Raw genomic sequence first — 23,668 nt, forward strand, 5'->3', positions numbered from 1 at the left:
CCGTGCTTACCTGACTTGCGAGAGGGTTATCGGTTGCCAGCCTCTGTAGGCACGGCGGACGAAGCCAGCAAGGCCCCGATTTCCATCGCCAGCAGACCGGGGTCGTAATTGTAGATCGGCGCTTCGCGCGCCAGCTTGACCATGGCGCCATGCGCCTCGATCAGCCGGGCCTGCCGCAACGGCGTGGCAGAGCGCAGATCGGCGGCCAGCACGGCGCGGGCCAGATCGAGAACGGCGCTCAGCCGTTCACGCTTGGGGCGGGCGCCCAGCTCCTCGGCCAGCAAGCCGCGCAGCATCATGCCCTTGTCGCCCTCGGCCAGAATGCGGCCCATCAACTGGTGAGCCCCGGCCAACTCCTCCTGCACGAAATCCAGCGCGACACCGGGCGAACCTTGCGCCGCAGCCACGGCGGCGGCGCGCGTCGGGCCATCGGCCTGCGGGGCCTGAGCCTTCAGAATGCCGTCCACCGCCCCATCGGACAAAGGCGCGAACCGCAGGATACGGCAACGCGAGCGGATCGTGGGCAGCAACCGCCCCAGACGATGCGTCACCAGCAGGAAATAGGTGCCCGCCGGGGGCTCCTCCAGACTTTTGAGCAGCGCGTTGACGGCGCTGGTCTCCAGATCGTCAGCCGGATCCAGAATGATGGCGCGGCGGCTGCCCAAAGTGGGCCGCGTAGTCAGGCGGCGCTGCAGGGCGCGGATCTCATCCACCGGGATCGAGCGCTTGACGTTATGCGGCAGGCCCTCGTCGCGCTTTTTCTCATCCTCCTTGGTGGCGGGGGGATGGCGCGGGATCAGAATATCGGGATGGGCTTCAATCTCAGGCTGAGGCACGCCCTTTTCGGCCACCAGCTCAGCGGCGGCGGCAAAGGCGAAGCTGGCCTTGCCCACGCCCTTGGGCCCGGTCAAAATCCACGCATGATGCATGCGCGGCGAGGCTTGCGCCGCGCGCCACTCCCGCCATGGGGCGCTATGGCCTTCAAGGATGGTCAAGACGCGAGTCCCGCGACGGCATCCATGATCCGGCGATGGATGGCTTCAGGCTCGCCCAGCCCGTCGATGCGCGCAAAGCGTTCCGGCTCTGCCTCCGCATAGCCGGCGAAAGAGGCGCTGACGCGGGCGTGATAGGCCTCGCCCCGCCCACCGATACGGTCCGGCCCATCCAGATCGCGCGCAGCCAGACGGCGCGCGGTTTCCTGAGGCGGCACCTCGATCAGCAGGGTGAGGTCAGGTAACAAACCCTCGCTGCCGATCCGGTGCAGCGTCAGCAGATCCTCTTCGGAGAGGCCGCCGCCGCCGCCCTGATAGGCGCGGGTGGAATCGATAAAGCGGTCGCACACCACCCAGGCGCCGCGCGCCAGAGCCGGGCGGATCAGCCGCTCGACGTGATCGGCGCGGGCAGCGGCGAACAGCAGAGCCTCAGCGCGGGCGCCCCAGCCTTCGCCCTCCACGCCCAGCAACAGGGCGCGGATCGCTTCGGCGCCAGCGGTGCCGCCCGGCTCGCGGGTCTGCACCACCTCATGGCCCGATGCGCGCAAGGCCTCGGCCAGCAGGCGGGACTGGGTGGACTTGCCGGTGCCCTCCCCGCCTTCCAGCGCAATGAAACGCCCCGAACTCAAGACACCATCCTTCGAAAACCGACGCGCAGGCGATCAGCCAGACCGCCCTTGCCCACATCGGAGGCCGCCACAAGCGGCATCACCGTGGGCGCATCATGCCCGATCGTCACTTCCAGCTTCGCCACTTCCTGCCCCTTGGTGATGGGGGCCTTCAAAGGGCCGTCATAGGTTACCCGCATGGTCACTGTCTCGCGCTGACCAAGGGGGACCGTGGCGAACAGCTTGCGCGGCGTCAGCAGATCGACGCTGTCGGCAGAGCCGCCCTGCACCTTGGCCGTCGCCAGCTTCTGGCCCTGCTGGAACAGGGCGCTGGCGTCCCACTGGTCGAAGCCCCATTCCATCAAAGCGCGCGCGGCCTTCACGCGCTCATTGGGGCGCTCCACCCCGGCCAGCACCATCAGCAGGCGGCGGCCATTGCGCTCGGCGGAACCGAGGTAATTGTAATGCGCCTCGCCGGTGAAGCCGGTCTTGATGCCGTCGGCGCCGGGGAACTTGCCCAGCAGCGGATCGTGGTTGTTCTGCGCCACCTTGTTGAACACCAGCCCCGGCCTGCCGACATAGCGGTGATAAAGGTCGGGATGGCGCTGGATCATCGCGGTGGCCAGCTTGATCAGATCGCGCGCGCTGACATAGGTCTGCCCCCCGTCCATATAGCCGTTGGGGGTGTTGAAATGGCTGTCGGTCATGCCGATTTCGCGCGCCTTAGCGTTCATCAGCGCGGTCCAGTTGGGCACGCTGCCGGCATAGCCTTCGCCCAGCACCACGGCGCCATCATTGGCCGAAACCGTCATGATGCCGGTGAGCAACTGATCCACGGTGACGGGCTGCCCCTCATCGAGGAACATCCGCGATCCGGTCATATGCCAGTTGCGATAGGCCTCATGGCTTTCGGCATAGACATCCGAGAGCTTCATCTTGCCCTGCGAGATCAGCTCGAAGGCCAGAAAGGTGGTCATCGTCTTGGTGACCGAGGCGGGCAGGAAGGGTCGCGCCACCTCCTTGGCGTAAAGCACCCGGCCCGATCCCATATCGACCAGCATCGCCACGGGCGCGACATCGACCTCGGCCGGGGGCTGCGGATGGCCCAGCGGCACAGGCGGCACCGGGCCCAGCACCAGAGGCTCGACCCGCGATGTGGCCAGAGAGTTATCCCCATGTTCTACCGGGGAAGAGGGCGCCGAGCGCAAACCGGTGGCGGCCAGAGCGGCCAGAACCAGTGCGCCGGGCACCAACAAGCTCTTGAACGAGGGGATCAACGCGACTCCATTATGCCTGTCAGGCGGCAAGAGCCCTGTTGAGTCACTCGCCGCGCTGGATTCGGGCGTCGCTATAGCCTGCGGATTTGACCTTCGCCAAGGCCGCCTCTGCCGAGGCGTGCGCGGAAAACGGCCCGACGCGCACCCGCCACAGCTTGCCCGCCGCGCTGACCGCGCCGCCGATCTTGTCCGCCACGCCCTGAGCCCGTTTCTGGTCGGAATAGGCACCAGCCTGGATCACGAAGGATCCGGCGGATTTGGCCGCTTCGGCTGGCTTGGTTGCGACCGCCGGCTTGGGGGCCTCCGTTGCGGGGGCCTTGGCGGGATCGGCTACAGCCACGCTGGCCTTGGGCAGGCCCTGATGCGGCGAGCGATGAGGCTTCTCGGCAGGCTGAGTCGCAGGCGCGGGCACGGACGGGACATAACCCATCGGGGGCGGCGCTGAAGGCTCGGCCCTGGTGACGGCCTCGGGCTTGGGCTGCGGCGCTTTCTTGGCCGCAGGCACTTTGGCCGGGCTCTCTGGCTTGACAGTCTGAATGACAGGCTTGGAAACCAGTGTCGGCGCGGGTTTTGTCGTGGTCGGGTTCACAGCTTTGGCTGGAACCGGATCGCGGTCCTCGGCATCCAGCGTGCGCTGGGCCAGCCCCGGGTCCAGCTTGCGCTGAAGCACATCGAGCAAGGGCTTGGGGGTCGGCATTCGTTCGGGTGCGGGATTGCCGGAGCGCAGCAGGGCGCGCTCCTGCTCTGGCGGATTGACGCGGCGCACGCGCACGCCAGCATTGCTACCCGGCGCAATGCCAAGCTGCGCGGCGGCGCCCGGCGAAAGCTCGATGGCATGGTTGCCGTCGCCCGGACCACGCCGCTCGACGCGGACCAGAATGGTGCGGCCGGTCTTCAAATCAGTGACTTCCGCATAGGACGGCAGCGGCAGCGTGTGATGGGCCGCCGAGATGGCACCGCCCCCCTCCTGCCCCACGGCGGCATAGCCAACGGAATCGAAATTCATCGAATCGCTGGGCACGAAGGTCACGCCGTCGATCTGGTAAGGCGCGCCCACCACCACGGGGAAGTCCGATTGCGGGCCATTGGCCGGGGCCACGGGCGCGGAAGACGCCGCAGCCATAACAGGCGCTGCAGCCATCAGGGCGGTGAGTGCGATCCCGCTCAACAGGGTCTTACGGGTTCCCGGCAATTTCATCGGCAAGCCATCCTACGCTCAAGGCATAATAGTTCGAGCAGTTATAATCGAGGATAACCCGATAATTACCGGTTAAAAGGAAAGCAGTTTTTCCCGGGCCGTCCGGTTCGATCAGGCTGGCCATCACATTGTCGCCGATGCGGCCCTGAGCGATCACCCCCATCTGGCGCCATTCGCCCACCGTGCGCCAGCGCATCTGGCGGGCATGGACGCGTGAGCAACTGGGCGCGGTCAGCAGGCTGGCGTTGGCGGTGCGGTTGAAATCGACCGGTACGGTAGCACGCACGCCCCAAGGCTGGCCGGGACGCCATCCGGCATCGCGGAAATAGCTGGCGATGGAGGCCAAGGTGTCGGCCTTGCTGCTCCAGATATCACGGGAGCCATCGCCATCGCCGTCCTGAGCCACGCGCAGATAGACGCTGGGCAGGAATTGCGGATTGCCGAAGGCCCCGGCCCAACTGCCCGTCAGGCGTGAGCGCGGCACGCCCTGATCGACCATCCGGATCAGCGCGATCAATTCCCCCTCGAACAGCGCGCGGCGGCGGCCATCATAGGCCAGCGTCGCCAGCGAACGGGGCAGATCGAAATTGCCCATATAGCTGCCAAAATTGGTCTCATTGCCCCAGATCGCCAGCAGGATCGGCGCGGGCACGCCGTAGCGCGCCTCGATCCGCGAGGCATCGCTGGCGACGGTGCCATACATCGCCCTGCCCTTCGCGATCAGCGCGCCATTGATGTGCGAGAGGCGATAGGGGGTGAAATCGGGCGGCGTGGCGTTGCTGGTCGGCGAGCCGCCCGGCTGGGCGCGGTCCAGCGAGACCACGCGCGGATTGTAGGTCAGCCCGGTCAACACCGAACGGATGGCGGCTTCGCGAATGCCCTGTGCTCGCGCCTTGGCGGCCACGGTCTGGAGATAGGCCTGAAAGGCGGCATCCTGCGGATCGGGCGTCGCAAAAGAGGACGCACCTGCATCCTGCATCATGGGAGCAGATTGCGCGGCATCCGCGCCGGTCATCGCCAGCGTGCCGAGGACGGCCAGGAAGAAGGATCGTTTCATGTCAGCAGCTTTCGCACATCGCGGCGCTCAAGGGAATGGTGGGCAAGGCACGGGTGAGCGCGCGCAGAGTGGCAATCGGCGCGTGGGCGCCGCTTGCGTTCGCGCCCTCTTGCACCTTTCGCCGCATCGTTTATGGCGCGTGACACGAGGGCGGCTGGCCCAGTGGTTTAAGGCAGCAGCCTTGAAAGCTACCGGGGCTGGCGACCTGTTCGCGGAAAATGGAGTGTGGTTGCAAAGGGTTGGTGTAGTTCCGATTGGCCGGGTAGGTTCACCCATAAGCCTGTCGCAAGCTGTCAGCCCTGAAACGGCGTGGAAGAGTGTCCGAGTGGTTTAAGGAACTGGTCTTGAAAACCAGCGACGGGGCAACCCGTCCGTGGGTTCGAATCCCACCTCTTCCGCCATCGTTTCGTCTATAGCGGTCCACAGGCGTCCACTCAGGTTGACGTTTTTCCCTTAAATTCTGATGCTTGTCGGGTTGAGCAATCCACAACGGTCTACACGCGTCTACAAGCACGCATGGTGGATTTCGTGGTCTCGGCGTTCGAAAAACGTGGTTGCGGAGACGCCAATGTTGAACGACGCTAAAATCCGTGCGGCCAAGCCGGCCGCCAAATCATACAAGCTAACTGACGGTAGCAGTCTCTATTTACTGGTTACCCCCAGCGGATCCAAAATCTGGAAGTGGAACTACACTTACGACGGCAAGCAAAGGACGATGGGGATCGGTGGCTATCCGCTCTTCTCTCTCCTTGCTGCCCGGGCAAGCAGAGACGAGGCACGACTCCTCCTGGGTCAGGGCAAGGACCCGGTGGTGGAAAAAAGGCTGAATATTGAAGCCAATCTGAAAAATGGGCGATGCACTTTTGAACGTGTCGCTCGTGAGTGGCATGCGGAACTCAATGGTCAGTGGGCTCGCAAGCATGCTCTGGACGTCATGCGCAGTCTGGAACGGGATGTTTTCCCGATGATCGGAAATTTGCCGATCGCCCAATTGACCTCGCCAGCTGTCCTTGAGGTCTTGCGTTCCATCGAGGCACGTGGGGCGATCGAGACTGCCAAGCGTGTCCGACAGCGAATCTCAATGGTGTTTATCTATGCCATCGCCAACGGCGTGGCGGTGAGGGATCCGGCTGAGAAGCTTGGAGCGATACTCAAGCCACTCAGAAAACGCCGGCAGCCCGCGATCACCGACATAAAGCAGCTGAGCACTATGATCGATGACGCGGAATCTGACTATGCCAGGCCGATCACCCGGCTGGCCTTGCGGCTCCTTGCCCTCACTGCTGTTAGGCCAAATGAGTTGCGGGGCGCCCGCTGGGAGGAGTTTGAGGACCTGAACGGTGCGGAGCCTTTGTGGCGTATCCCTGCCTCACGCATGAAAGGCTCCCTTGATCGAAAGGAGGAGGTAGGCGGCGATCATCTTGTCCCCTTGGTGCCGCAAAGTGTCATGGTCCTGCGCGCCGTCTGGCCACTCTCGGGTGGTGGATTACTGGTTTTCCCTAGTACCCGAAACGCGCATAAGCCAATGAGCGAGAACACTATCGGCTATCTTCTCAACCGCGCCGGATATCATGGCCACCACGTGCCACATGGATTTCGAGCGGCATTTTCGACGATCATGAATGAATGGGCCCAGGAATATGGGCAAAAGGGGGATCGGGCGATCATCGATCTCATGCTGGCGCATGTTCCGGCGAACAAGGTCGAAGGAGCTTACAACCGCGCACGCTATATGAAGAGAAGGCGCGAGATAGCGGCGATTTGGGCGGATATGTTGACCAAGGATCTGCCTCCTCCCGGCACCTTGCTCATTGCGCCGGCACGGGAGGAGTCAGGTGCATGCACGTGGCGCCGGATCCCCGTTCCCCTTCCGAAGAAGGCTTCGTTTCCCGAGCTTGCAAAGCCACGGAATACGCAGATCGTTCCCCGCCCGTCGAAGAGGGCGCGGCGAGCTTCATAAGGCCGTTTGAAAGGGGCACTGGCATGGCGGCCAGTGCCCCTCGTCCAGGATTAGCTACCAGAAATTTCGCCGTTTTCCTTCAAATCCGTCCCGAATATCAGCAATCCATGCCACCACCGCCTGCTCGCTCCATCGCGCTGCTCCCGGCGACACTTTGTGTGGTTTCGGAAATCTCTCCTTCGAAATAAGCCTGTAAATCATTGATTTGCATAGACCTACTCGACGCGAAACTTCCGAAATCCGTAACAGCCTGTCCGGCGGCTCCTCAAACGGAGGGTCATGACCCTCATGGTCGCGCATCACGCGCCCCGGTCTGGCCCTTACCGCCCTGAGATTTGGCAAAAGCCCGGTCTCCGTCGAGGAATGCCGCCAGCATTGCCGGGATCAGATCCATCAGAGGCTCTTCCTGGCCGTAGGCGTCTGCATATGCTGCGGCATAATCGAGCAACCGGCGATTGAGATCAGGCAGCACGCTGATCGTCAGCTTGACGGGAACGCGTTCGGGCAGTTTGCCCAGCTTCAACTCCACCATCATGGCCTCCCTTGCTGGCCCCAGGGCCGCATCACGATATCCTTGTGAACCACCACGCGAAGCGGCCAGCCCGGCCGAACAGTGATGGTCGGCTGCACATTGAGCGCTCGGGTCACGATCTGATCGCCGGCACGCCCGGCGCTTTGCTGCGTCGATTCACGAATGGCCCGAAGGAGGTCGCTCTCATTGCTGCCAAAGCTCAGTTGAGTGCCGACGCCCAGCAAGCTGGAGAGCACCACCCCCTTGATCAGTTGCCAGCTGTGGAAGTCGACCTTGTCGGCGAGCCCGGCATAGCCCGAGGCATCGGAAGCCGGCACATTGTCGATACGCACCGATGACCCGTCGGGCAGAATGATCCGCTGCCAGACCAGTAAGGCGCGCTTCTGACCATAAGCAACCACGCTGTCGTAGCTGCCGATCAGTCGCGAACCTTGGGGCAAGAGAAGGTAGCGTCCGGTGGCCGTGTCATAGGCGTTCTGGGTCACCTGAGCGCTCACCATGCCAGGTAGATCGGAGTTGATGCCGGTGATCAGGCTGGCAGCGATAACGGTGCCGGCGCTCAGCGTGTAGGGAGATGTCGGTTCGCTCAAAGTATGGGGATTGATGTCCCCTTTTTTATCGACGTTGGCCACGAAATCAGCTTTGCGCTGCTGCTGACCCGGATCATGATCCGGATCGAGAGCCATCCGCGCCGGGGGTGAGGCTGATGCGGGATCGGCACTCACCGCTGCTGCTGGCGCCGACGTGCCAACGGCATTAATCTGCCCCGCCTTATCGCCACCGACACTCTGCACCATGACGCCTGACTCGCGCGCAGCCCTTACTTCTTCGCTCTGTCGCTGGCGCTGGGCGGCCAGCGCTTGGTCGGGCTGCGAGGGTGAGGACGATATCGCTACCGTGGTGCTTCCCTGCTGGTGGGCAAGGATGGCCGGCCCCAGATCCCCCGGCAGTGGCGGGCCAAGTTTGCGGAATTCGCCGTAGGTCTTGGGCGCGTTGGCCAGCACCTCGCCATTTGGCTTTACGGCAGTATCATCGCTGGCAGCGACATTGATATGCGGAAGCGAGGGGCTCAGGGCCAGCCAGGTCACCCCCACGAGCCCTATCACCGCTGCCACCACCAAACCGACGATGACCTCTCGCCGGAAGCGAACCGCCCCGCGCGGGCGTCCGCGCAGCACAAGAGTCTCGGGATCGACAGGTGGTTTGGGTGTGGGAGCAGGTTTGGGCGCGGGGGCGGGTTCGGGTTCAGGCGCTGGCGTGACTTCCGCTGAGGCTGCCGGTGCGGGTGCAGGCGCCGGCACAGGCGCAGCTGTCGGTGCGGACGCAGCCCGGGCTGCCCCCACAGGCTCGGGTGTAGGTGTAGGCGTAGGCTTGGCCGTGGGAGTGGACGCAGGGGCGGGAGCCGGAGCAGCCTCTGCGGTAACCGGCGAGGTTGCTTGCACCTCCGGCGACGCCGCTTCTTCTGGGGGGATGGGAGCCGGGGTCTTGCTCATGACGCCCTCCGATCGCCGTGCCGATCCTTCTCGCCCGTCAGGCCCCGGGTGATACGAACCACCACCTGCTGTTTGCCACCGAGCCGGAGTTCAGCCGCGCTGAAGAGCCGATCCACGACATAGTAGCGCCCGGACATGCGGTAATTGACCAGCTCCGCAGCCCCTTTGTCGCCAAGCACGAAGAGCGGCGGCGCCTCGCCGACCGCAATGCTGGGCGGGAACTCGATAAAGGTCTGGCGTCCATCATCGAAGGCCCGCAGCGGCCGCCATGCCGGCGTGTCGCCGCTGATGGTGTAGGAGAAGGTCAGGCTTTGGACATCGAGACCTGCCGCAATTGGCTTGACGGCCTGGGCCTCGGCCTCCTTGCGCTTGACTGCCAGCAGCTCGTCCGCCGGGTAGCTCCACGAAATACCTGACATCGCCGTGCCGACGGTGCTGGAGAGCTGCAGATGATAGGTCCGCCGATCGGTCGCGATGACCAGATTGGTCGAGAGCCCGGCAGAGAAGGGCTTCACCAACACATGGACCCGCTTGGCTTCACCGCTGCCGCTACTGGTATCGCCAATGGTCCAGCGCGCGGTATCGCCTGCCGCGATCGAGGTGATCACTTCGCCGGGCTGCAGGATGAGATCGCTGACCCGGCCCGGTGCGGCAAGAAGGTGATAGATCACGCCCTCCCCCCAGGTGTAGACCTGCATCGCATTGACGAAACCCAGCGGCTGGGGGTTTTGCGTCGCCTCAAGGGTTGCCGCCCGCACGCTGAGTTCAACCGGCGAGAGGTGCGTCCTCTTATGCCACCGGTGCTTCGGCCGAACCGGCATGACGGCCATCGGCTTGATCGTCGGTGTGGCGGCAGGCTTCCCGGTAGACGGCGCTGCCGGTGCCGCGGTCTGAACCGGCGCTGCCTTCTGCGCCGGAGGAGTGACGGGAGCGGCCGCTGCGGCGGCTGCGGCGAGCAGACTGGTCAAGAATGACAGAGCACTCATGGGTGGTTCTCCGACTGAGGGGAAAAGGCCGCGCCCGCGTCGGGCATCGGATTGGCGGGAGGCAAGGAGGGCTGCGGCGCCACGGCAACGGCCGTGGGGGTGACGGTCCCGGAGGTGACAGCGGAAGTGCCGGGATGATCAGCCGCGCTCTCCAACTCCCGGCTCCAGTCGATTGCGTCGACGTAAAGCCCGAGCGGGTTCCTGCGCAGGATGTCAGCGCTTTTCGGGGGTTTGAGATTGATCGACAGCATTGCGGTCCAGCGCGTGCTGCCTATCAGGCTCCCGCGATCATAGGCCGTCTCGGTCCACTTCACTTGAAACGAGCGGTCGGAGGCGCGCACCACGCTCGTCACCTCCACCGAGATCGTCTTCTCTCCGGCCTGCACGAAAGGATCGTTGCCCCGCGCATACTCACCCAGGAACAGGGCGCCACGCGGCGACACGAAATCATAGGCCTGAAGCCAGTCGCCCCGCATCAGCACCGGATCGAGGGAACGCGAACGCACATCCTTGATAAACCGAGACAGGAACCAGGCGATTTGGGGATCGGTCGGTTGATAGGCCGCCTCGGCGGGCGTGACAGCACGCGCCTCGCCCAGATGATCGACCTCGACGACATAGGGCACCACCCGGCTCTGAAGCGACTGCCAGACCAGAGCCACGGCGAGCCCCGTCGCGAGCGCCAGTGTGCCGAAAGCCATCAAGCGCCAGTTGGCCGCCTGGACCCGGGCTGTGCCGATCCTTTCATCCCAGAGCTGGCCCGCGCGCTGATAGGGCGTCTCGGGCGAAGGTGTCTGTCCATAACGTTGGACCGCGCGTTTGAAATGCATGAGATCAATCCTCCTTTTCGTCGATGTCGGGATTGGCGCCAGCACCGCCCTGGTCTCCCGACTGCACGGTGTGGGTGATCATCTGCTGGCGATGACGGGCATCTTGTTGGGCTTGAATTTTGCGGGCCCAGGGCGGCGGGGTGTCGGCTGAACCCTCGCTCGTGTTGGGGGCGGGAGATTTGGCGGAACTGCCGTTGGGCGCGGCGGCAGTCTGTCCGGCAGGCTTCTCGGCGTCGGCGTGGGGCGCGCCCTCACCGCTTTTCGCGGCCCCGTCGGCCATTTTGCCGCGAGCAGCATTGTAGACACCAGCCAGCCCCGCGCTGACGGTGCTGGCGCCGGCATCAGCCTGACCACCGCGATAGGCCTTGAAGGCAGCGGACCCCATCGATGAACCCGCACGAATGGCGCCGAGGCCAGCCCCACCGATTGCGCCTGCGGCAGCAGCGCCGCCACTGGCAACGACCGCAGCGCCGCCCGCGACCAGCGCACCGGTTGCGGCCACCGAACCTGCACCCAGCTGCGGAGCACCGGCGACCAGCCCGCTGGCGATCGTCGGGCCGAAAATACCAAGGCCCAGCAGAGCGAGGCTGGCCAGGACGAGGCTCATGGCCTGCCCGATATCGGGCTCCTTGCCCTGCAGGGCGGCTGTGAACTGGCTGAAATAGGTCGATCCGATGCCAACGATGACAGCGAGCACCATCACCTTGATGCCCGAGGTCACCACATTGCCCAGCACGCGCTCGGCCAGGAAATCGGTCCGGTTCCACAGCGCAAAGGGCACCAGGATAAAGCCGGCCAGCCCCGTAAGCTTGAACTCCAGGATGGTGATGAAGAGCTGCACCGCGAGGATGAAGAAGGAGATGATGACGATGATCCAGGCGGTAAGCAGCACAGCTATCGTCAGGAAGTTCTGAAAGAAGTTGGCGATGCCCAGGGACTTGCTGGCCTGCACCAGCAGGGGCCATGCCGCCGTGAAACCGGTGCCGGCGAGGCGCCCTGGCTTGAGGAGCTGATCTGCCGTGATACTGCCACCTGCGGCGGTGATCCCGGCCTGCGAGAAGCTTTTGAAAATGATCGTCGAAAGCGCCGCGTAATTGCCGATGATGTAGGCGAAGGCGCCGATATAGAGGATCTTGCGGATGAATTTGGCGAGCACATCGTCCTCGCCGCCCAGCGTCCAGAACAGGCCGGCCAGCGTCACATCGATCCCGATCAGGATGGTGCTGAGTGCATGGACGTCACCGCCCAGCAGACCAAAGCCGCTGTCGAGATAGGTTGAGAAGGTGCTCAGAAAATCATCGATGATGTTGAGGTTTTCCATGGGCCTTATCCTGAGCAAGGAAGCGGCAGTCTCCATCCGGACAAGGACCTGTCCGAAAAAGGCCGCGAGGTCTGAAGGAGGCGCGGGAATCCAGACCCCGCGGCAGGTTCGACAGCAGCGCCACCATGAACGCGGCTGCCCGTCGGCTGGGCCTCAGGGATTATAGGCCGTACCGGAACCGAGGAATTTGGTGGTGGCGTCCTGCCCGTCGGACGCAGACTGCGTTTGCCCGGCCTGGTACAGCGCCTCGGCACGGTACTGGGCGGCCATCATGCTCTGGATCTGCAGCTGCTGCTTCGCGATCAGCGCGAGGAGCTGGTTGGTTGCCTGGGTGGCCTGAAGCGAGCCCTGCGCGCTCTGGCTGCGATTGGAGAGGCTCGCCAGATTGCTCGTGTCGGTGGCGATATTCTCGGTGATCTGCGCCTGAACCGTCATGGTCTGCTGGAAGGCCGACATCTGGCTACTCATGCGCGAGCGTGCGGCGGCCACCTGCTGGCTGGCGGTCAGGGCCTGATTGAAGCGGCTCGGGAAGAGCGTCTTGAACTGGCTGTCGAGATTGGCGACCTTGAACTCGATGCTCTGGGCCTGCCCCATCAACTGGTTGACCTGATTGATGGTCTGACTGATCGCCGAAAGCTCTGGAAAGGCGACGGTGGTGAGGTTCTTGGCCTGATTGATCAGGCTCTGTGCCTGATTTTGCAGCATGGTGATCTGGTTGTTGATCTGCTGCAACGTGCGGGCGGCGGTCAGGATGTTCTGGCTGTAGTTGGAGGGATCGAAAACCGTGCTCACAAATTGCGCGTGAGCGGGGCTGGCGATCAGCATGGAGGTTGCGGCAAGGGCCAATGCGGCACCAAGGCGATGGCGCGGGCGAGAGGAAGCAGAAAACATGAGACTTCTCCTTCAGCATTGCGGGGGTGGAGATGAGGTTTCAAGCGGTCGGATGCTTCTCCAGAAGCGCCGCCGCCCAGGGCAGGCCGCGTTCGGCCAGGAATGCTGCGGCGAAATCGCGGCACACAGGATCGGCGAGCAGCCGGTCGATCAGCCGCTGGATCTCCGGATCGGCCGAGCCGACCAGCGCCAGCGTGACGGGGCCCAGGCCCAGCTCGAACAGCCGGTTGCCGCGCGAGGACTGCAGATAATAATGCCGCTTCGGGCTGGCCCGGCTGATCAGCTCGATCTGGCGGCTGTTGAGCCCGAAGCGCTCATAGCTCGCCCGGCTCTGAGGCTCGATGGCCCGGTCGTTGGGCAGGAGGATGCGCTGCGGGCAGCTCTCGATGATCGCCGGGGCGATGGTGCTCTGGGCGATATCGGCCAGGCTCTGGGTGGCGAAGACCACCGAGACATTTTTCTTGCGCAGCACCTTGAGCCATTCGCGGATGCGCGCCGCAAACAGCGGGTGATCGAGGAACACCCATGCTTCATCAAGAACAAGCAGGGTCGGTCGACCGGTGAAGCGGGCTTCGAGCCGGTGGAAGAGATAGGTCAGCACGGGCGCGATCACACCCGCCTGCCCCATCAATGCCTCGGTCTCGAAACACTGGAAGTCGGAGAGAGCGAGGTCGTCGCGCGCCGCGTCGAGCAAGGCGCCAAAGGGCCCGTCGAGCGTGTAGGGCGAGAGCGCCGACCGGAGCACCGTCGACTGCAACAGCATGGTCAGCCCAGTCATGGTCCGCTCGGCTGGCGGCGCGCTGGCGAGACTGGTCAGCGCCGACCACACCATCTCCTTGACCTCGGGCGTGACCAGCACCTTTTCATGGGCCAGCAGCGCGCCGATCCATTCGGCGGCCCATGCCCGCTCCTCCGCCCGGGTGATATGGCGCAGGGGTTGGAAGGCGATAGTCCCCTCCTCGCCCCCGCCCAGCCCAAGTGCATGATGCGCGCCACCACAGGCCAGCACGGCGGCGCGCGCCGAGAGCCCCTTATCGAAGATATAGATCTGGCTGTCGGGGTAGCGCCGGAATTGGAGCGCAATGAGGCCGAGCAGCACCGACTTGCCGGCACCCGTCGGCCCGGCGATCATCATATGCCCGACATCGCCAACATGGGTGGACAGGCGGAAGGGCGTCGATCCGCTGGTCCGCGCCTGCAGCAACGCAGGGCCATTGAGGTGGTCATTGCGCGCCGGCCCCGCCCAGACCGAAGACAGCGGCATCAGATGGGCAAGGTTCAGCGTATGAACCAGCGGCTGCCGGACATTGGCATAGACCTGCCCCGGCAGGCTGGAGAGCCAGGCCTCCACCGCATTGAGCGTTTCGCGGATGCAGGTGAAGCCCAGGCCATTGACCACACGCTCGACGGCGCGGACCTTGTCATCGACCCGCTTGCGGTCGGCATCCATCACGGTGATGGTGGTGGTGAGATGGCCGAAGGCGACATGGTCACCGCCCAGCGCCTGGAGCGCCAGATCGGCATCGACCATCTTGTTGTCGGCATCGCTGTCCATCAGCTGGACCGGCTGATTGTACATCACCTCGCGCAGCATGGCGGTGACCGACTTGCGCTTGTTGAACCACTGGCGCCGCAGCTTCGTCAGCGCCTTGGTCGCCTCGGTCTTGTCCAGCGCGATAAAGCGCGTGACCCAGCGATAGGTGAAATCCTGATGGTTGAGCGCGTCCAGCATGCCGGGTTGGCTGGTGCCGGGAAAGCCCAGGATTGTGATACTGCGCAGATGCTGCGCGCCCAGCATGGGTTCCAGACCGCCGGTGAGCGACGTATCGACCAGCAGTCCGTCGAGATACATCGGCACCTCGGGCACGGCGATGCGGTGCGACCGGGTCGAAATCGTCCCGTGCAAATAGGTCAGCGTCTCCTCATCATCGAGCGGGGCGATTTCGGGCATAAAGCCGCCCAGCAGATCGAGGACGCGGCGGCATTCAACCTCGAAGAGCGCTAGCGCCTGCCGCCAGTCGCGCCCGACCACTTCATCGGGCCGCTCAAGCAGAGCCTGCCCTGCCCGCTCGGTCTGATCCGGCGCTGGCAGAAAGGTCAGCGTCAGATATGTCCGGCTCTCGAAATGATTGCCTTCGGCCTCAAACTCGCCGCGGCGCTCCTCATCGACCAGCCAGGAAGCCGCATCGGGGAAGCTGCTCGCCGGATAGGACAGCGCCTCGCGGCGCTGTGCCTCGATATGGAGGGCCCAGCCTGAGCCGAACCGCCGCAGCACATTGTTAGCCCGCGCGGTGATCGAGAGCAGTTCAGCCTGCGTCGCCGATTCCAGATCCGGCCCCCGAAACCGCAGGGTCTTCTGGAAACTGCCATCCTTGTTGAGCACGATGCCCGGCGCAACCAGCGCGGCCCAGGGCAGATGGTCGGCCAGCCGGTCGGCCCGGCTGCGATATTCACGCAAATTCAGCATGTGAAATATCCTCTCTGGCGCAGGTGGCGCATCAGCACCGGCGCGAATTCGGGATCGCGGCGGGCGGCGAAGACCGCGAGCGTGTGCCCGATCGCCCAGGCGACCAGCCCCGCGATCCATTGCTGGAGGCCCAGCCCCAACGCGGCGGCCAACGTCCCGTTGACGATGGCCAGACCGCGCGGGGCTCCTCCCATCAGGATGGGCTCGGTGAGCGACCGATGGATCGGTGCCTCGAACCCTTCGAGCGAGGAGCCATTGTCGTTCACGCGACGAGGGCTCCACCGCCGAAGCTGAAGAAGGAGAGGAAGAAGCTCGACGCGGCAAAGGCGATCGAGAGGCCGAAGACGATCTGGATCAGGCGCCGGAAGCCGCCCGCCGTCTCACCGAAGGCTAGGCTCAGGCCAGTGGTGATGATGACGATCACAGCGATGATCTTCGCCACCGGCCCCTGGACGGATTCGAGGATGTTGTTGAGCGGCGTTTCCCAGGGCATGCCGGTGCCCGAGGCGGAGGCCGCGCTGGCCAGGGCAAGCGACAGGGCAACCGCGGCACCCATAAGCGTGACAGGGCTGCGGAGCCTCACGGCGAAAACAGGCTTCACATTCATCATGATAGATCTCCATCGATGTGTGGTGGGGGTTCAGGCGGGTTGTCTCGCGCGAGAGCGGCGAGGTCGTAGGCGCCATCGGGCAGCAGCCCGTTGACGCGCAGGACGGTTTCGACACGGCGGGCATGGCCGCGACCGGCGATGAAGATGATGAGGTCGATGGCCTCGGCGATCAGCGCGCGTGGCACAGTGGTCACGCTTTCCTGAACCAGCTGCTCGATGCGGTGGAGGGCCGAGGCCGCGCTGTTGGCGTGAACGGTGGCAATCCCGCCGGGATGCCCTGTGTTCCAGGCCTTCAGCATATCGAGGGCTTCGGCGCCGCGGATCTCGCCGACCACGATGCGGTCGGGCCGCAGGCGCAGGGTGGAACGCACCAGATCGGCCATGGTGACACCGCCACCGCCATCTCGACTAGCGATCCGGGTGCGGAGCGCCACCGTATCGGGGGCGGCGCATTGCAGCTCGCGCGTGTCCTCGATCAGGATCACCCGTTCTTCCAGATGGGCCATCTCCGCGAGAAGCGCATTGGCCAGCGTGGTCTTGCCCGAGCTGGTGCCGCCCACCACCAGGATGTTGCTACGCCCGCCAACCGCTTCGGCCAAAGTGCGCGCCATCGCCTCATCCATGATCCCGTCATGGACATAGTCGGCGAGCCGATAGATGCGGGAGGCTGGCTTGCGGATGGCAAAGCAGGGCGCGCACGTGACCGGGGGCAACAGGCCCTCAAACCTTTCGCCCGCCCCCTCCCCGTGCGGCGGCAGTTCCGCCGAGATGATCGGCGCATCGGCATGCGCCTCGCCCCTGGCGTGGCTGGCGACCAGCCGGATGATGCGCTCGGTCTGGGCCGCCTCACACAGGAGCCCGGTATCGATGCGCCCCTCACCCAGCCGGTCGAGCCAGAGCCGCCCATCCGGGTTGACCATGATCTCGACCACCAGCGGATCGGCCAGGGCATCGGCGATCGCTGCCCCCATCGCGCTGCGCAGCATGGCGCGCCGGCGCTCTGCGGATGTGTCAGTCTGCCCTTCCCTCATGGCCGACCTCCATCTTTGGTTTTGGGCGCGAGGGTTCGGGCGTTGCTGGCCATCTGCCGGCCCACCTGAGCCACGAAAGCCTCAAAGCGATCGCGGCCGACCGCGCGCCCGGCAGCGTCGGCTTCGGGCAGCGGCGCGGTGGCGGTCAGCTGGTAGCGGATGAATAGCGCCAGGCTTTCCAGCACCACATCGATATCGCGGCGCGCCCCGGCGATTTCGCGCGACATGCGATCGAGCCGGGGCTTGAGGAGGTCGTCGATCTCCTTCGTCGCGCGCCGGTCCAGCCAGTCGCGCAGGGCATCGTTGACGATCCGGCTCTTGTTGCCTTTGGCACCCTTGGCCAAAGCGTTAAGCGCATCGCTGACCTGCTGGTCGAGATAGAGGTTATGGCGGTTGTTCATGGCCGCCTCAAATCCCCAGCACCTGGGTGTCCCGGTTGCTCTCGTCGAAAGCATAGCCACGCGCCACCGGGTTCAACTGCTGGGCCTGCTCCATAGCCTGCTTGTCCGCGCCGACATTGTCGTCCTCGGTCTGTGGCTCGATCTCGGCGGGCTCGGCCTCGGGTTGTTCAGGCACAGCCTGCTCTGGCATGTCGGACTGGGGCTGTTGCTGCATGCCGCCCTCCTCCTCGTCTTCATCGCTGACCCAGTTGTCGAGGCGGGCATCGGCGCCGCGTACCAGCCCGACCCATTGGTTCGGCCGCTCGGCGGGGCGGTCGGCATAGGGACCCGGCTGCGGCCGAGGCGCAGGCAGAACGCGCTCGGTGAAATTGGGATCGAGGTAATAGCGCAGCTTGTCCGCGCGGATCGGCGCTAGGCCTGAGACCAGCACCAGTTCCTCATGCGGTGGCAGTTGCATGACCTCGCCGGGCGTCAGCAGTTGGCGGGCCGTCTCCTGGCGGCTGACCATGACATGGGCGAGCCAGGGGGCGAGACGGTGACCGGCATAGTTGCGCATGGCGCGCTGTTCGGTCGTGGTGCCCAGCGTATCGGACAGGCGCTTGGCCGTCCGGTCGTCGTTGGTCGCGAAGGCGACGCGGACATGGCAGTTGTCGAGGATGGAGTTGTGGTCGCCGTAGGCCTTCTCGATCTGGTTGAGGCTCTGGGAAATCAGGAAGGCCCGGATGCCATAGCCGGCCATAAAGGCGAGGCTGGTCTCGAAGAAATCCAGGCGGCCGAGTGCGGGAAACTCATCCAGCATCATCAACAGCTTGTGGCGTCGCTCGCCCTCGCCCGGTTGCTCAAGCTTCTCCGTGAGGCGGCGGCCGATCTGGTTGAGGATCAGGCGGATGAGCGGCTTGGTGCGGCTGATGTCCGACGGCGGGATGACCAGATAAAGCGAGAGCGGGCGCTCTGCCTCGACGAGATCGGCGATACGCCAGTCGCAGCGTGAGGTGACCTCGGCCACCGTGGGGTCGCGATAGAGGCCCAGGAACGACATAGCCGTCGAGAGCACGCCCGATCGCTCATTGGGGCTTTTGTTGAGGGTTTCACGGGCAGCCGAGGCGACGACCGGGTGAACCTTCGGGTGCTCGGCGTCGCCCAGATGATTGGTGGTCATCATCCGCTTGAGGGTGGTGACGAAATCGCGCTGCGGATCGGAGAGGAAGGTCGCCACACGGGAGAGCGTCTTCTCTTCCTCGGCATAGAGGATATGGAGGATGGCGCCGACCAGCAGTGAGTGGCTGGTCTTCTCCCAATGGTTGCGGCGTTCAAGCGCGCCCTCTGGGTCCACGAGGATATCGGCGATATTCTGGACGTCGCGAACCTCGTTGGGCCCGCGCCGGACCTCCAGCAGCGGATTGTAATGAGCCGAGGCCAGATCGGTCGGATTGAACAGCAGGCAGTGCGAGAATATCGCGCGCCACCCCGCTGTTAGCGTCCAGTTCTCACCCTTGATGTCATGGACGACCGTGGAGCCGGTCCAGGTGAGCAAGGTCGGAACGACCAGACCCACGCCTTTGCCCGACCGGGTCGGTGCAAAGGCCATGACATGCTCGGGCCCATCATGACGCAGATAGTCCACGCCCCGCTTGCCGAGCATGAAGCCGTGATCGCCGAAGAGGCCTGCCTGCCGGATATCGCGATCTGTCGCCCAGCGCGCCGAGCCGAATGTGGTGACGCGCTTGGACTGCCTGGCCCGCCAGAGCGAGCCGAAAACCGCCGCCAGAAACCCAAGAACGCCAGTTGCCCCGGCCAGCATACCGGCTTTCGAGAAGACGTGCGGGGCGTAGGCGTCGAAATGATACCACCAGGGGAACAGAGCCCAGGGGTGGTAGACGGGCAGATTGTGGAGGTAGAACCACGGCGGTCCAAGCTCGGACTGATAGGCCAGCATCTCGGCGGCCCATTGGGTCGCGATCCATACGCCCGCGATCACGATCGCGAACACAACAAGGATCTGGCCGAGCAGGAGCTTGGTCGGGGTCATGGTGAGCCTCCCCCTCGCCGGCACCATGCGGCGAGGTTGAGCTCAAGATCGGTGAAGGGCTGCTAGCGATGAACGTGGCAGATGTGAGCAAATGGCGCCAAATTGCGCCAGCGTCGGCCTCTCACCGTTGCGTTCAGGTCCACCAGTTACAGGGAAAATTCGATCAAAGCCCTGCTTCCTTGCGGAGGATTTCCAGCCGTTCCCGTGAAACCCGCTCTACAATGTCCCTCAGGGTACGGACGGTTTCGGCAAGAGCCTCGAGATCCTCCATGCTGATCTCATAGCTGTCGACATAACGAGCTTCGACATAAGCTCTTTTGAGCAATTCAAAGCGCCGGCGGTCGAGCCGTTCACTCCTTGGCCATGCCTCGATTAGGCGTGGTTCATTGTCCTCTGCCAGAGAGCGCAGGAACTTGATATTGTGTGACCGAGGGAAATAAAGCGTTCGGACCAGCAGGAAGCAGATAAATGCCCGCTCGGCCGCTTGATGGAGAGAGAACGCTGCCTCCTTACGCCAGCCTAGATCATTCACCCCTTTTTGAATCTGCTCTCCGGCGGTTTCCAGCGCACGCTCGACTTTGGGCAACCAGTCCTTTAGATACTTCGAAGCCATCTCGTAAGCATCAGCAGCAGTTAGCGGCTTTGGAGTGGCCAATGCGTTTCCGGGCAGATCATACAGTTCGATCCCGTCGCGCGCGATATCGACCCAAAAATACTCACCCCGGTTGAGAGCCTGGTTCACTTCCTGCAAGGTATGCACGATGATGTTCACCGGGCGGCCAATCGCCTCATCGCGCTGGATCTTGTCCTCTGCGATATACCAGTAATCCGCGATTTCAGTGAGATTGGGGTGGCTGACGATAATCAGCAGATCGAAATCCGACTGATAGCCATTTTCCGGCTCATCCACCCAATCAGTGCGTGCATAGCTGCCGAACAGGATGATCTTGAGGATGCGCCCGCTTTTCCGCCACGGCTGATTTCCGCCGTCGATTGCCTTGGCAAACTCGGTCATCAGGACTTGCTTGGTTCGCTCCAGCTCGTCCTGTTGAACCGGTGGCAGATGGTCGATATCGCTACGCATTGTAGGATTCTCACCCTAAATCATGCCATTGGCAAGCCCCTTGCTCATTATAAGCGGCTGGTAGCCACGGTCCTGCTCGATCAGGGAAAAGTGGACCGGGTCAGCTGAGACAAGGCGACATAAGAAAGAATGAGAAGATACGATTTTACCAAATCCGGTGACCCTCCGGCCGATCCGGAAGGTCACAAGGCGCTTTGTCTGCTACCTGCCGATGGGCTTCAGCGCGCCCCTGTGGTGGACTGCATCGATGGCCAGTCCGAGTAGCCGACTGAGCCACCCCCATACCAGTACTGCTTGGGTGCCTCGGCCAAAGGAGCACTGGTGCGCAGTCGCTCGACAAGGTCGGGATTGGCAATGAATGGGCGTCCCATGCTGAACAAATCTGCATCTCCCTTGGCGAGCACCTCTTCAGCCAACTCCAGCGTATATTGATTGTTGGCGATGTACGCACCAGAGAACCGCTTGCGCAGCGCGGAGAAGTCCACGCCGTCGGGCACATCGCGGGTCTGCTGGGTCACACCCTCGATATCGTGAATGTAGAGGAGCCCGCGCGCCGACAGCGCGTCCACATAGGCACCGTAGGTTTCCATCACGTCGCTATCGAGGGGCGTCTCTCCCGGCATCGTCGTGGCCGGAGAAAGACGGACCCCGACCCGCTCCGCGCCCCAGACGCTGATCACAGCGTCGATAGCTTCGAGGGGAAAGCGCAGGCGGTTCTCGATTGATCCGCCATAACGGTCGGTGCGCTTGTTGGTGCTGTCGCGCACGAACTGCTCCAGCAGATAATTGTTGGCCGAGTGGACCTCGACGCCGTCGAAACCGGCGGCCTTCGCGTTGACGGCAGCATGTCGATAGTCTTCGACGATCAGCGGGATTTCATCGGTCTCGAGCGCGCGTGGGGTCACATGATCCTTCATACCGTCCTTGGTGAAGGCTTGTCCCGTCGGTTTGATCGCCGACGGCGCGACCGGCAATGCGCCGCCCTGCAGGTCGGGGTGAGAGATGCGGCCTGTATGCCAGAGTTGCAGGAACATTCGACCGCCCTTCTGGTGAACGGCATCCACGATGGCGTGCCATGCCTCGACCTGCTCGTCACTCCAGATGCCCGGCGTCAGGGCGTAGCCGATCGCCTGGCGCGAAATGTTGGTTGCTTCGGAGATGACCAGACCGGCACCGGCGCGCTGAGAATAATAGTCGGCGGCAAAAGCCGGCGGTACGCCGTCATCGTTGGAGCGACTGCGCGTGAGAGGTGCCATGACGATACGGTTCTTAAAGGCCAGCTCGCCGATCGTTACGGGTTGCAGCACGGGAGAAGATGCGTGGTCCGCCATATCGTGATTTCCTGCAATTTGAGCGAAAGGTGCGAACTCCAAACGGGCGAGCCTCCCCAATGGTCCCGCACCTGCGATTACCCGTGAATAGGCAGCGAGCAGCTAAGTCACTTTCAGGGCAAGCATCGTTGGCTCTCGCGAAGCGGCAGGTCCCTACTCACGAGACGTATTTGGCAGCCCGATTTTTTCAGCGACCACTTGCACGTCGGTTTGCGCCGGGACGATAAGCCAACTTTCAGGCTTCGCAGCGTCCATCACCACAACCGCGCCTTTTGGACAAAGCTTCAGGCATGCGGTTTCAAGGACAAGGAGGTCTGACTTTCGCCCTTTCCCGGCACCAGCAAGTTTGCGCAATTCCTTCGCCAGAGGCTTGCTGCCCTTCTTGCCGAAGCCGCCGCCCAGCTTTTTCGAGCATTTGCTGCAGACGAGCACAACCGAACGGGTTTTCGCAGGAACAGGACGAAGCATCTGCTCGATGTAAGTGCGAAAAGCTGAGGTGCAACTTCACCTCGTTGGTCCCAGATGGAAAGCCGGCGGGGTAAAGTGCGAGAACAGCCCAGGCCAATCTCTGGTCCGCAGTACCTCCTCAGCAAAGCTTACGACGAAACATGGGGTGATCTCTGGCGTTATCGAATGGCAACCCGAGGAGAGAACGATGGCGACTGATACGCACAAGCTGAAAGAGCATTTGTGGGAAAAGCTCGAGAACGGGCCCTTCACCATGGTCGGCCTTCATGATGGCTCAAGCCATTCCGAGCCTTTGACGGCCCAGTTGGACAAGGATCAGGTCGATACGCTCTGGTTCTTTATCGGCAAGGACAACCGCCTGGCCAAAGGCGGCGATGCCACGGTCAACTTCGTTGCCAAGGGCCAGGACTTTTTCGCCAGCCTGTCCGGCACTGCGACCGTCGATAACAATCCGGCGATGATCGACAAGCTTTGGTCGCGGCAGGTCGAGGCCTGGTTTCCAGGCGGCAAGGCCGATCCCAATCTAGCCTTGCTACGCTTCGACATTTCGGACGCCGAACTTTGGGAGGCAGATGTCTCTCTCATCGGGCAGCTGAAAATGCTGTTCGGCGGTAAGATAAAGCCCGAGGAATCCGGCAGCCATGCGGTCGTATCAAATACGACCATTTAACGGTTGAGCAGCTAACTACAACGGATGACGTTGCTGAAATCGCTTGCACCCCTCATGTTGGAACGGCTGGCCCCTCACGTCGGGGCGCCGGTCGGTCCAGCATGAGAACGGTTTTTACCGCAGAACGGCGAGGCGTCGCCCTGCGATTTTCTTGCTCCCGGTCAACCGCTGGACTGGTCCGGGGTGATCTCTGGCCCCGGCTCCTCAACGGAACTGCACATCCGCGTGGTGGCCTGAGCCCAAGCGGGCGAAGTCAGGCCGATCGCCGCAACGGATATCGCACTCGCCAAGACTTTCAACATTGAGTTCCCCCGCTGGTCGCTGGTCGGGACGATCTTATGCCTGCTTTCAAGATCAGCATCAATCAGGACGCGCGATCCAAATACAACGACTCGGCGTGGCCGCCGCCCGCTGATAAGCCGCCATTCAGGG

23 protein-coding genes and 1 tRNA gene are annotated in these 23,668 nt (G+C 63.5%); 3 read left to right on the forward strand and 21 right to left on the reverse strand.

The window, feature by feature from the left end; genetic code table 11:
• Positions 1-26: 26 nt before the first annotated feature.
• From SR3_RS06025 to SR3_RS06045, 5 genes are all read right to left on the reverse strand, one after another.
• Positions 27-989, reverse strand: a complete 963-nt coding sequence (locus SR3_RS06025; RefSeq protein WP_084455033.1) for an AAA family ATPase — start codon at positions 987-989, stop codon at positions 27-29.
• 2 nt (positions 990-991) lie between these two features.
• Positions 992-1,621 (reverse strand): dTMP kinase, encoded by a 630-nt coding sequence (gene tmk, locus SR3_RS06030; protein ID WP_068082221.1) that lies wholly within the window; start codon positions 1,619-1,621, stop codon positions 992-994.
• Positions 1,618-2,850 carry a D-alanyl-D-alanine carboxypeptidase family protein gene (locus tag SR3_RS06035; protein WP_157098655.1) on the reverse strand — a complete coding sequence of 411 codons (1,233 nt, stop codon included), beginning with the start codon at positions 2,848-2,850 and terminating at the stop codon, positions 1,618-1,620. The genes tmk and SR3_RS06035 overlap by 4 nt, the downstream gene beginning before the upstream one ends.
• A gap of 70 nt (positions 2,851-2,920) precedes the next feature.
• Positions 2,921-4,075: an SPOR domain-containing protein gene (locus SR3_RS06040; protein WP_084455019.1), complete on the reverse strand. Its 1,155-nt coding sequence runs from the start codon at positions 4,073-4,075 to the stop codon at positions 2,921-2,923.
• On the reverse strand, positions 4,053-5,132 hold the full coding sequence (locus SR3_RS06045; RefSeq protein ID WP_084455021.1) for a lytic murein transglycosylase: 1,080 nt from the start codon (positions 5,130-5,132) through the stop codon (positions 4,053-4,055). The genes SR3_RS06040 and SR3_RS06045 overlap by 23 nt, the downstream gene beginning before the upstream one ends.
• 311 nt (positions 5,133-5,443) lie before the next feature.
• Here SR3_RS06045 and SR3_RS06050 point away from each other — a divergent pair.
• Positions 5,444-5,533 (forward strand) — tRNA-Ser (locus SR3_RS06050).
• A 167-nt stretch (positions 5,534-5,700) separates the two neighbouring features.
• On the forward strand, positions 5,701-7,092 hold the full coding sequence (locus tag SR3_RS06055) for a tyrosine-type recombinase/integrase (protein ID WP_084455022.1): 1,392 nt from the start codon (positions 5,701-5,703) through the stop codon (positions 7,090-7,092).
• 54 nt (positions 7,093-7,146) lie between these two features.
• Here SR3_RS06055 and SR3_RS32605 read toward each other — a convergent pair whose 3' ends face one another.
• The 16 genes from SR3_RS32605 to SR3_RS30450 all read right to left on the reverse strand — a co-directional run bounded on the left by SR3_RS32605 (position 7,147) and on the right by SR3_RS30450 (position 22,566).
• Positions 7,147-7,392: a helix-turn-helix transcriptional regulator gene (locus tag SR3_RS32605; protein WP_084455024.1), complete on the reverse strand. Its 246-nt coding sequence runs from the start codon at positions 7,390-7,392 to the stop codon at positions 7,147-7,149.
• Positions 7,379-7,627, reverse strand: coding sequence for a DUF2274 domain-containing protein (locus SR3_RS06060; protein WP_407668150.1), 249 nt, complete (start codon positions 7,625-7,627; stop codon positions 7,379-7,381). Before SR3_RS06060 ends, SR3_RS32605 begins: the two co-directional genes overlap by 14 nt.
• Complete coding sequence (locus SR3_RS06065; protein ID WP_281198708.1) at positions 7,624-8,712, reverse strand: TrbI/VirB10 family protein; 1,089 nt, start codon at positions 8,710-8,712, stop codon at positions 7,624-7,626. The genes SR3_RS06060 and SR3_RS06065 overlap by 4 nt, the downstream gene beginning before the upstream one ends.
• 401 nt (positions 8,713-9,113) lie before the next feature.
• Positions 9,114-10,103: a P-type conjugative transfer protein TrbG gene (gene trbG / locus SR3_RS06070; protein ID WP_068082230.1), complete on the reverse strand. Its 990-nt coding sequence runs from the start codon at positions 10,101-10,103 to the stop codon at positions 9,114-9,116.
• Positions 10,100-10,933, reverse strand: coding sequence for a conjugal transfer protein TrbF (gene trbF, locus SR3_RS06075; RefSeq protein ID WP_068082233.1), 834 nt, complete (start codon positions 10,931-10,933; stop codon positions 10,100-10,102). The genes trbG and trbF overlap by 4 nt, the downstream gene beginning before the upstream one ends.
• Before the next feature lie 4 nt (positions 10,934-10,937).
• Positions 10,938-12,254, reverse strand: coding sequence for a P-type conjugative transfer protein TrbL (gene trbL, locus SR3_RS06080; protein ID WP_068082237.1), 1,317 nt, complete (start codon positions 12,252-12,254; stop codon positions 10,938-10,940).
• A 153-nt stretch (positions 12,255-12,407) separates the two neighbouring features.
• Entirely contained in the window at positions 12,408-13,145 is a 738-nt protein-coding gene (trbJ, locus tag SR3_RS06085) for a P-type conjugative transfer protein TrbJ (RefSeq protein WP_068082240.1), read from the reverse strand.
• A gap of 40 nt (positions 13,146-13,185) precedes the next feature.
• Complete coding sequence (trbE, locus tag SR3_RS06090) at positions 13,186-15,612, reverse strand: conjugal transfer protein TrbE (RefSeq protein WP_068082243.1); 2,427 nt, start codon at positions 15,610-15,612, stop codon at positions 13,186-13,188.
• Positions 15,606-15,878 (reverse strand): VirB3 family type IV secretion system protein, encoded by a 273-nt coding sequence (locus tag SR3_RS06095; protein WP_068082246.1) that lies wholly within the window; start codon positions 15,876-15,878, stop codon positions 15,606-15,608. The genes trbE and SR3_RS06095 overlap by 7 nt, the downstream gene beginning before the upstream one ends.
• The gene (locus SR3_RS06100) at positions 15,875-16,219 is read right to left on the reverse strand and encodes a TrbC/VirB2 family protein (protein WP_068082321.1); all 345 of its coding nucleotides are present in this window, start codon (positions 16,217-16,219) and stop codon (positions 15,875-15,877) included. The genes SR3_RS06095 and SR3_RS06100 overlap by 4 nt, the downstream gene beginning before the upstream one ends.
• Positions 16,219-17,253 (reverse strand): P-type conjugative transfer ATPase TrbB, encoded by a 1,035-nt coding sequence (gene trbB / locus SR3_RS06105; protein WP_218018762.1) that lies wholly within the window; start codon positions 17,251-17,253, stop codon positions 16,219-16,221. Before trbB ends, SR3_RS06100 begins: the two co-directional genes overlap by 1 nt.
• The gene (locus SR3_RS06110) at positions 17,250-17,654 is read right to left on the reverse strand and encodes a CopG family transcriptional regulator (RefSeq protein WP_068082252.1); all 405 of its coding nucleotides are present in this window, start codon (positions 17,652-17,654) and stop codon (positions 17,250-17,252) included. The genes trbB and SR3_RS06110 overlap by 4 nt, the downstream gene beginning before the upstream one ends.
• 7 nt (positions 17,655-17,661) lie before the next feature.
• On the reverse strand, positions 17,662-19,683 hold the full coding sequence (locus SR3_RS06115; RefSeq protein WP_068082254.1) for a conjugal transfer protein TraG: 2,022 nt from the start codon (positions 19,681-19,683) through the stop codon (positions 17,662-17,664).
• A 163-nt stretch (positions 19,684-19,846) separates the two neighbouring features.
• A complete protein-coding gene (locus SR3_RS06120; protein ID WP_068082258.1) occupies positions 19,847-20,767 on the reverse strand; it encodes a HEPN domain-containing protein in 921 nt (306 codons plus the stop codon).
• Between the two features lie 218 nt (positions 20,768-20,985).
• The gene (locus tag SR3_RS06125) at positions 20,986-22,098 is read right to left on the reverse strand and encodes an alkene reductase (protein WP_068082261.1); all 1,113 of its coding nucleotides are present in this window, start codon (positions 22,096-22,098) and stop codon (positions 20,986-20,988) included.
• A 153-nt stretch (positions 22,099-22,251) separates the two neighbouring features.
• On the reverse strand, positions 22,252-22,566 hold the full coding sequence (locus SR3_RS30450; RefSeq protein ID WP_084455028.1) for a hypothetical protein: 315 nt from the start codon (positions 22,564-22,566) through the stop codon (positions 22,252-22,254).
• Between the two features lie 187 nt (positions 22,567-22,753).
• Here SR3_RS30450 and SR3_RS06130 point away from each other — a divergent pair, with 187 nt between their 5' ends.
• Complete coding sequence (locus SR3_RS06130; RefSeq protein WP_068082264.1) at positions 22,754-23,236, forward strand: pyridoxamine 5'-phosphate oxidase family protein; 483 nt, start codon at positions 22,754-22,756, stop codon at positions 23,234-23,236.
• Positions 23,237-23,668 lie beyond the last annotated feature (432 nt).

Origin of the sequence: Novosphingobium rosa NBRC 15208, from assembly GCF_001598555.1 — a bacterium.
In the GTDB taxonomy this organism is placed as follows: Bacteria; Pseudomonadota; Alphaproteobacteria; order Sphingomonadales; family Sphingomonadaceae; genus Novosphingobium; species Novosphingobium rosa.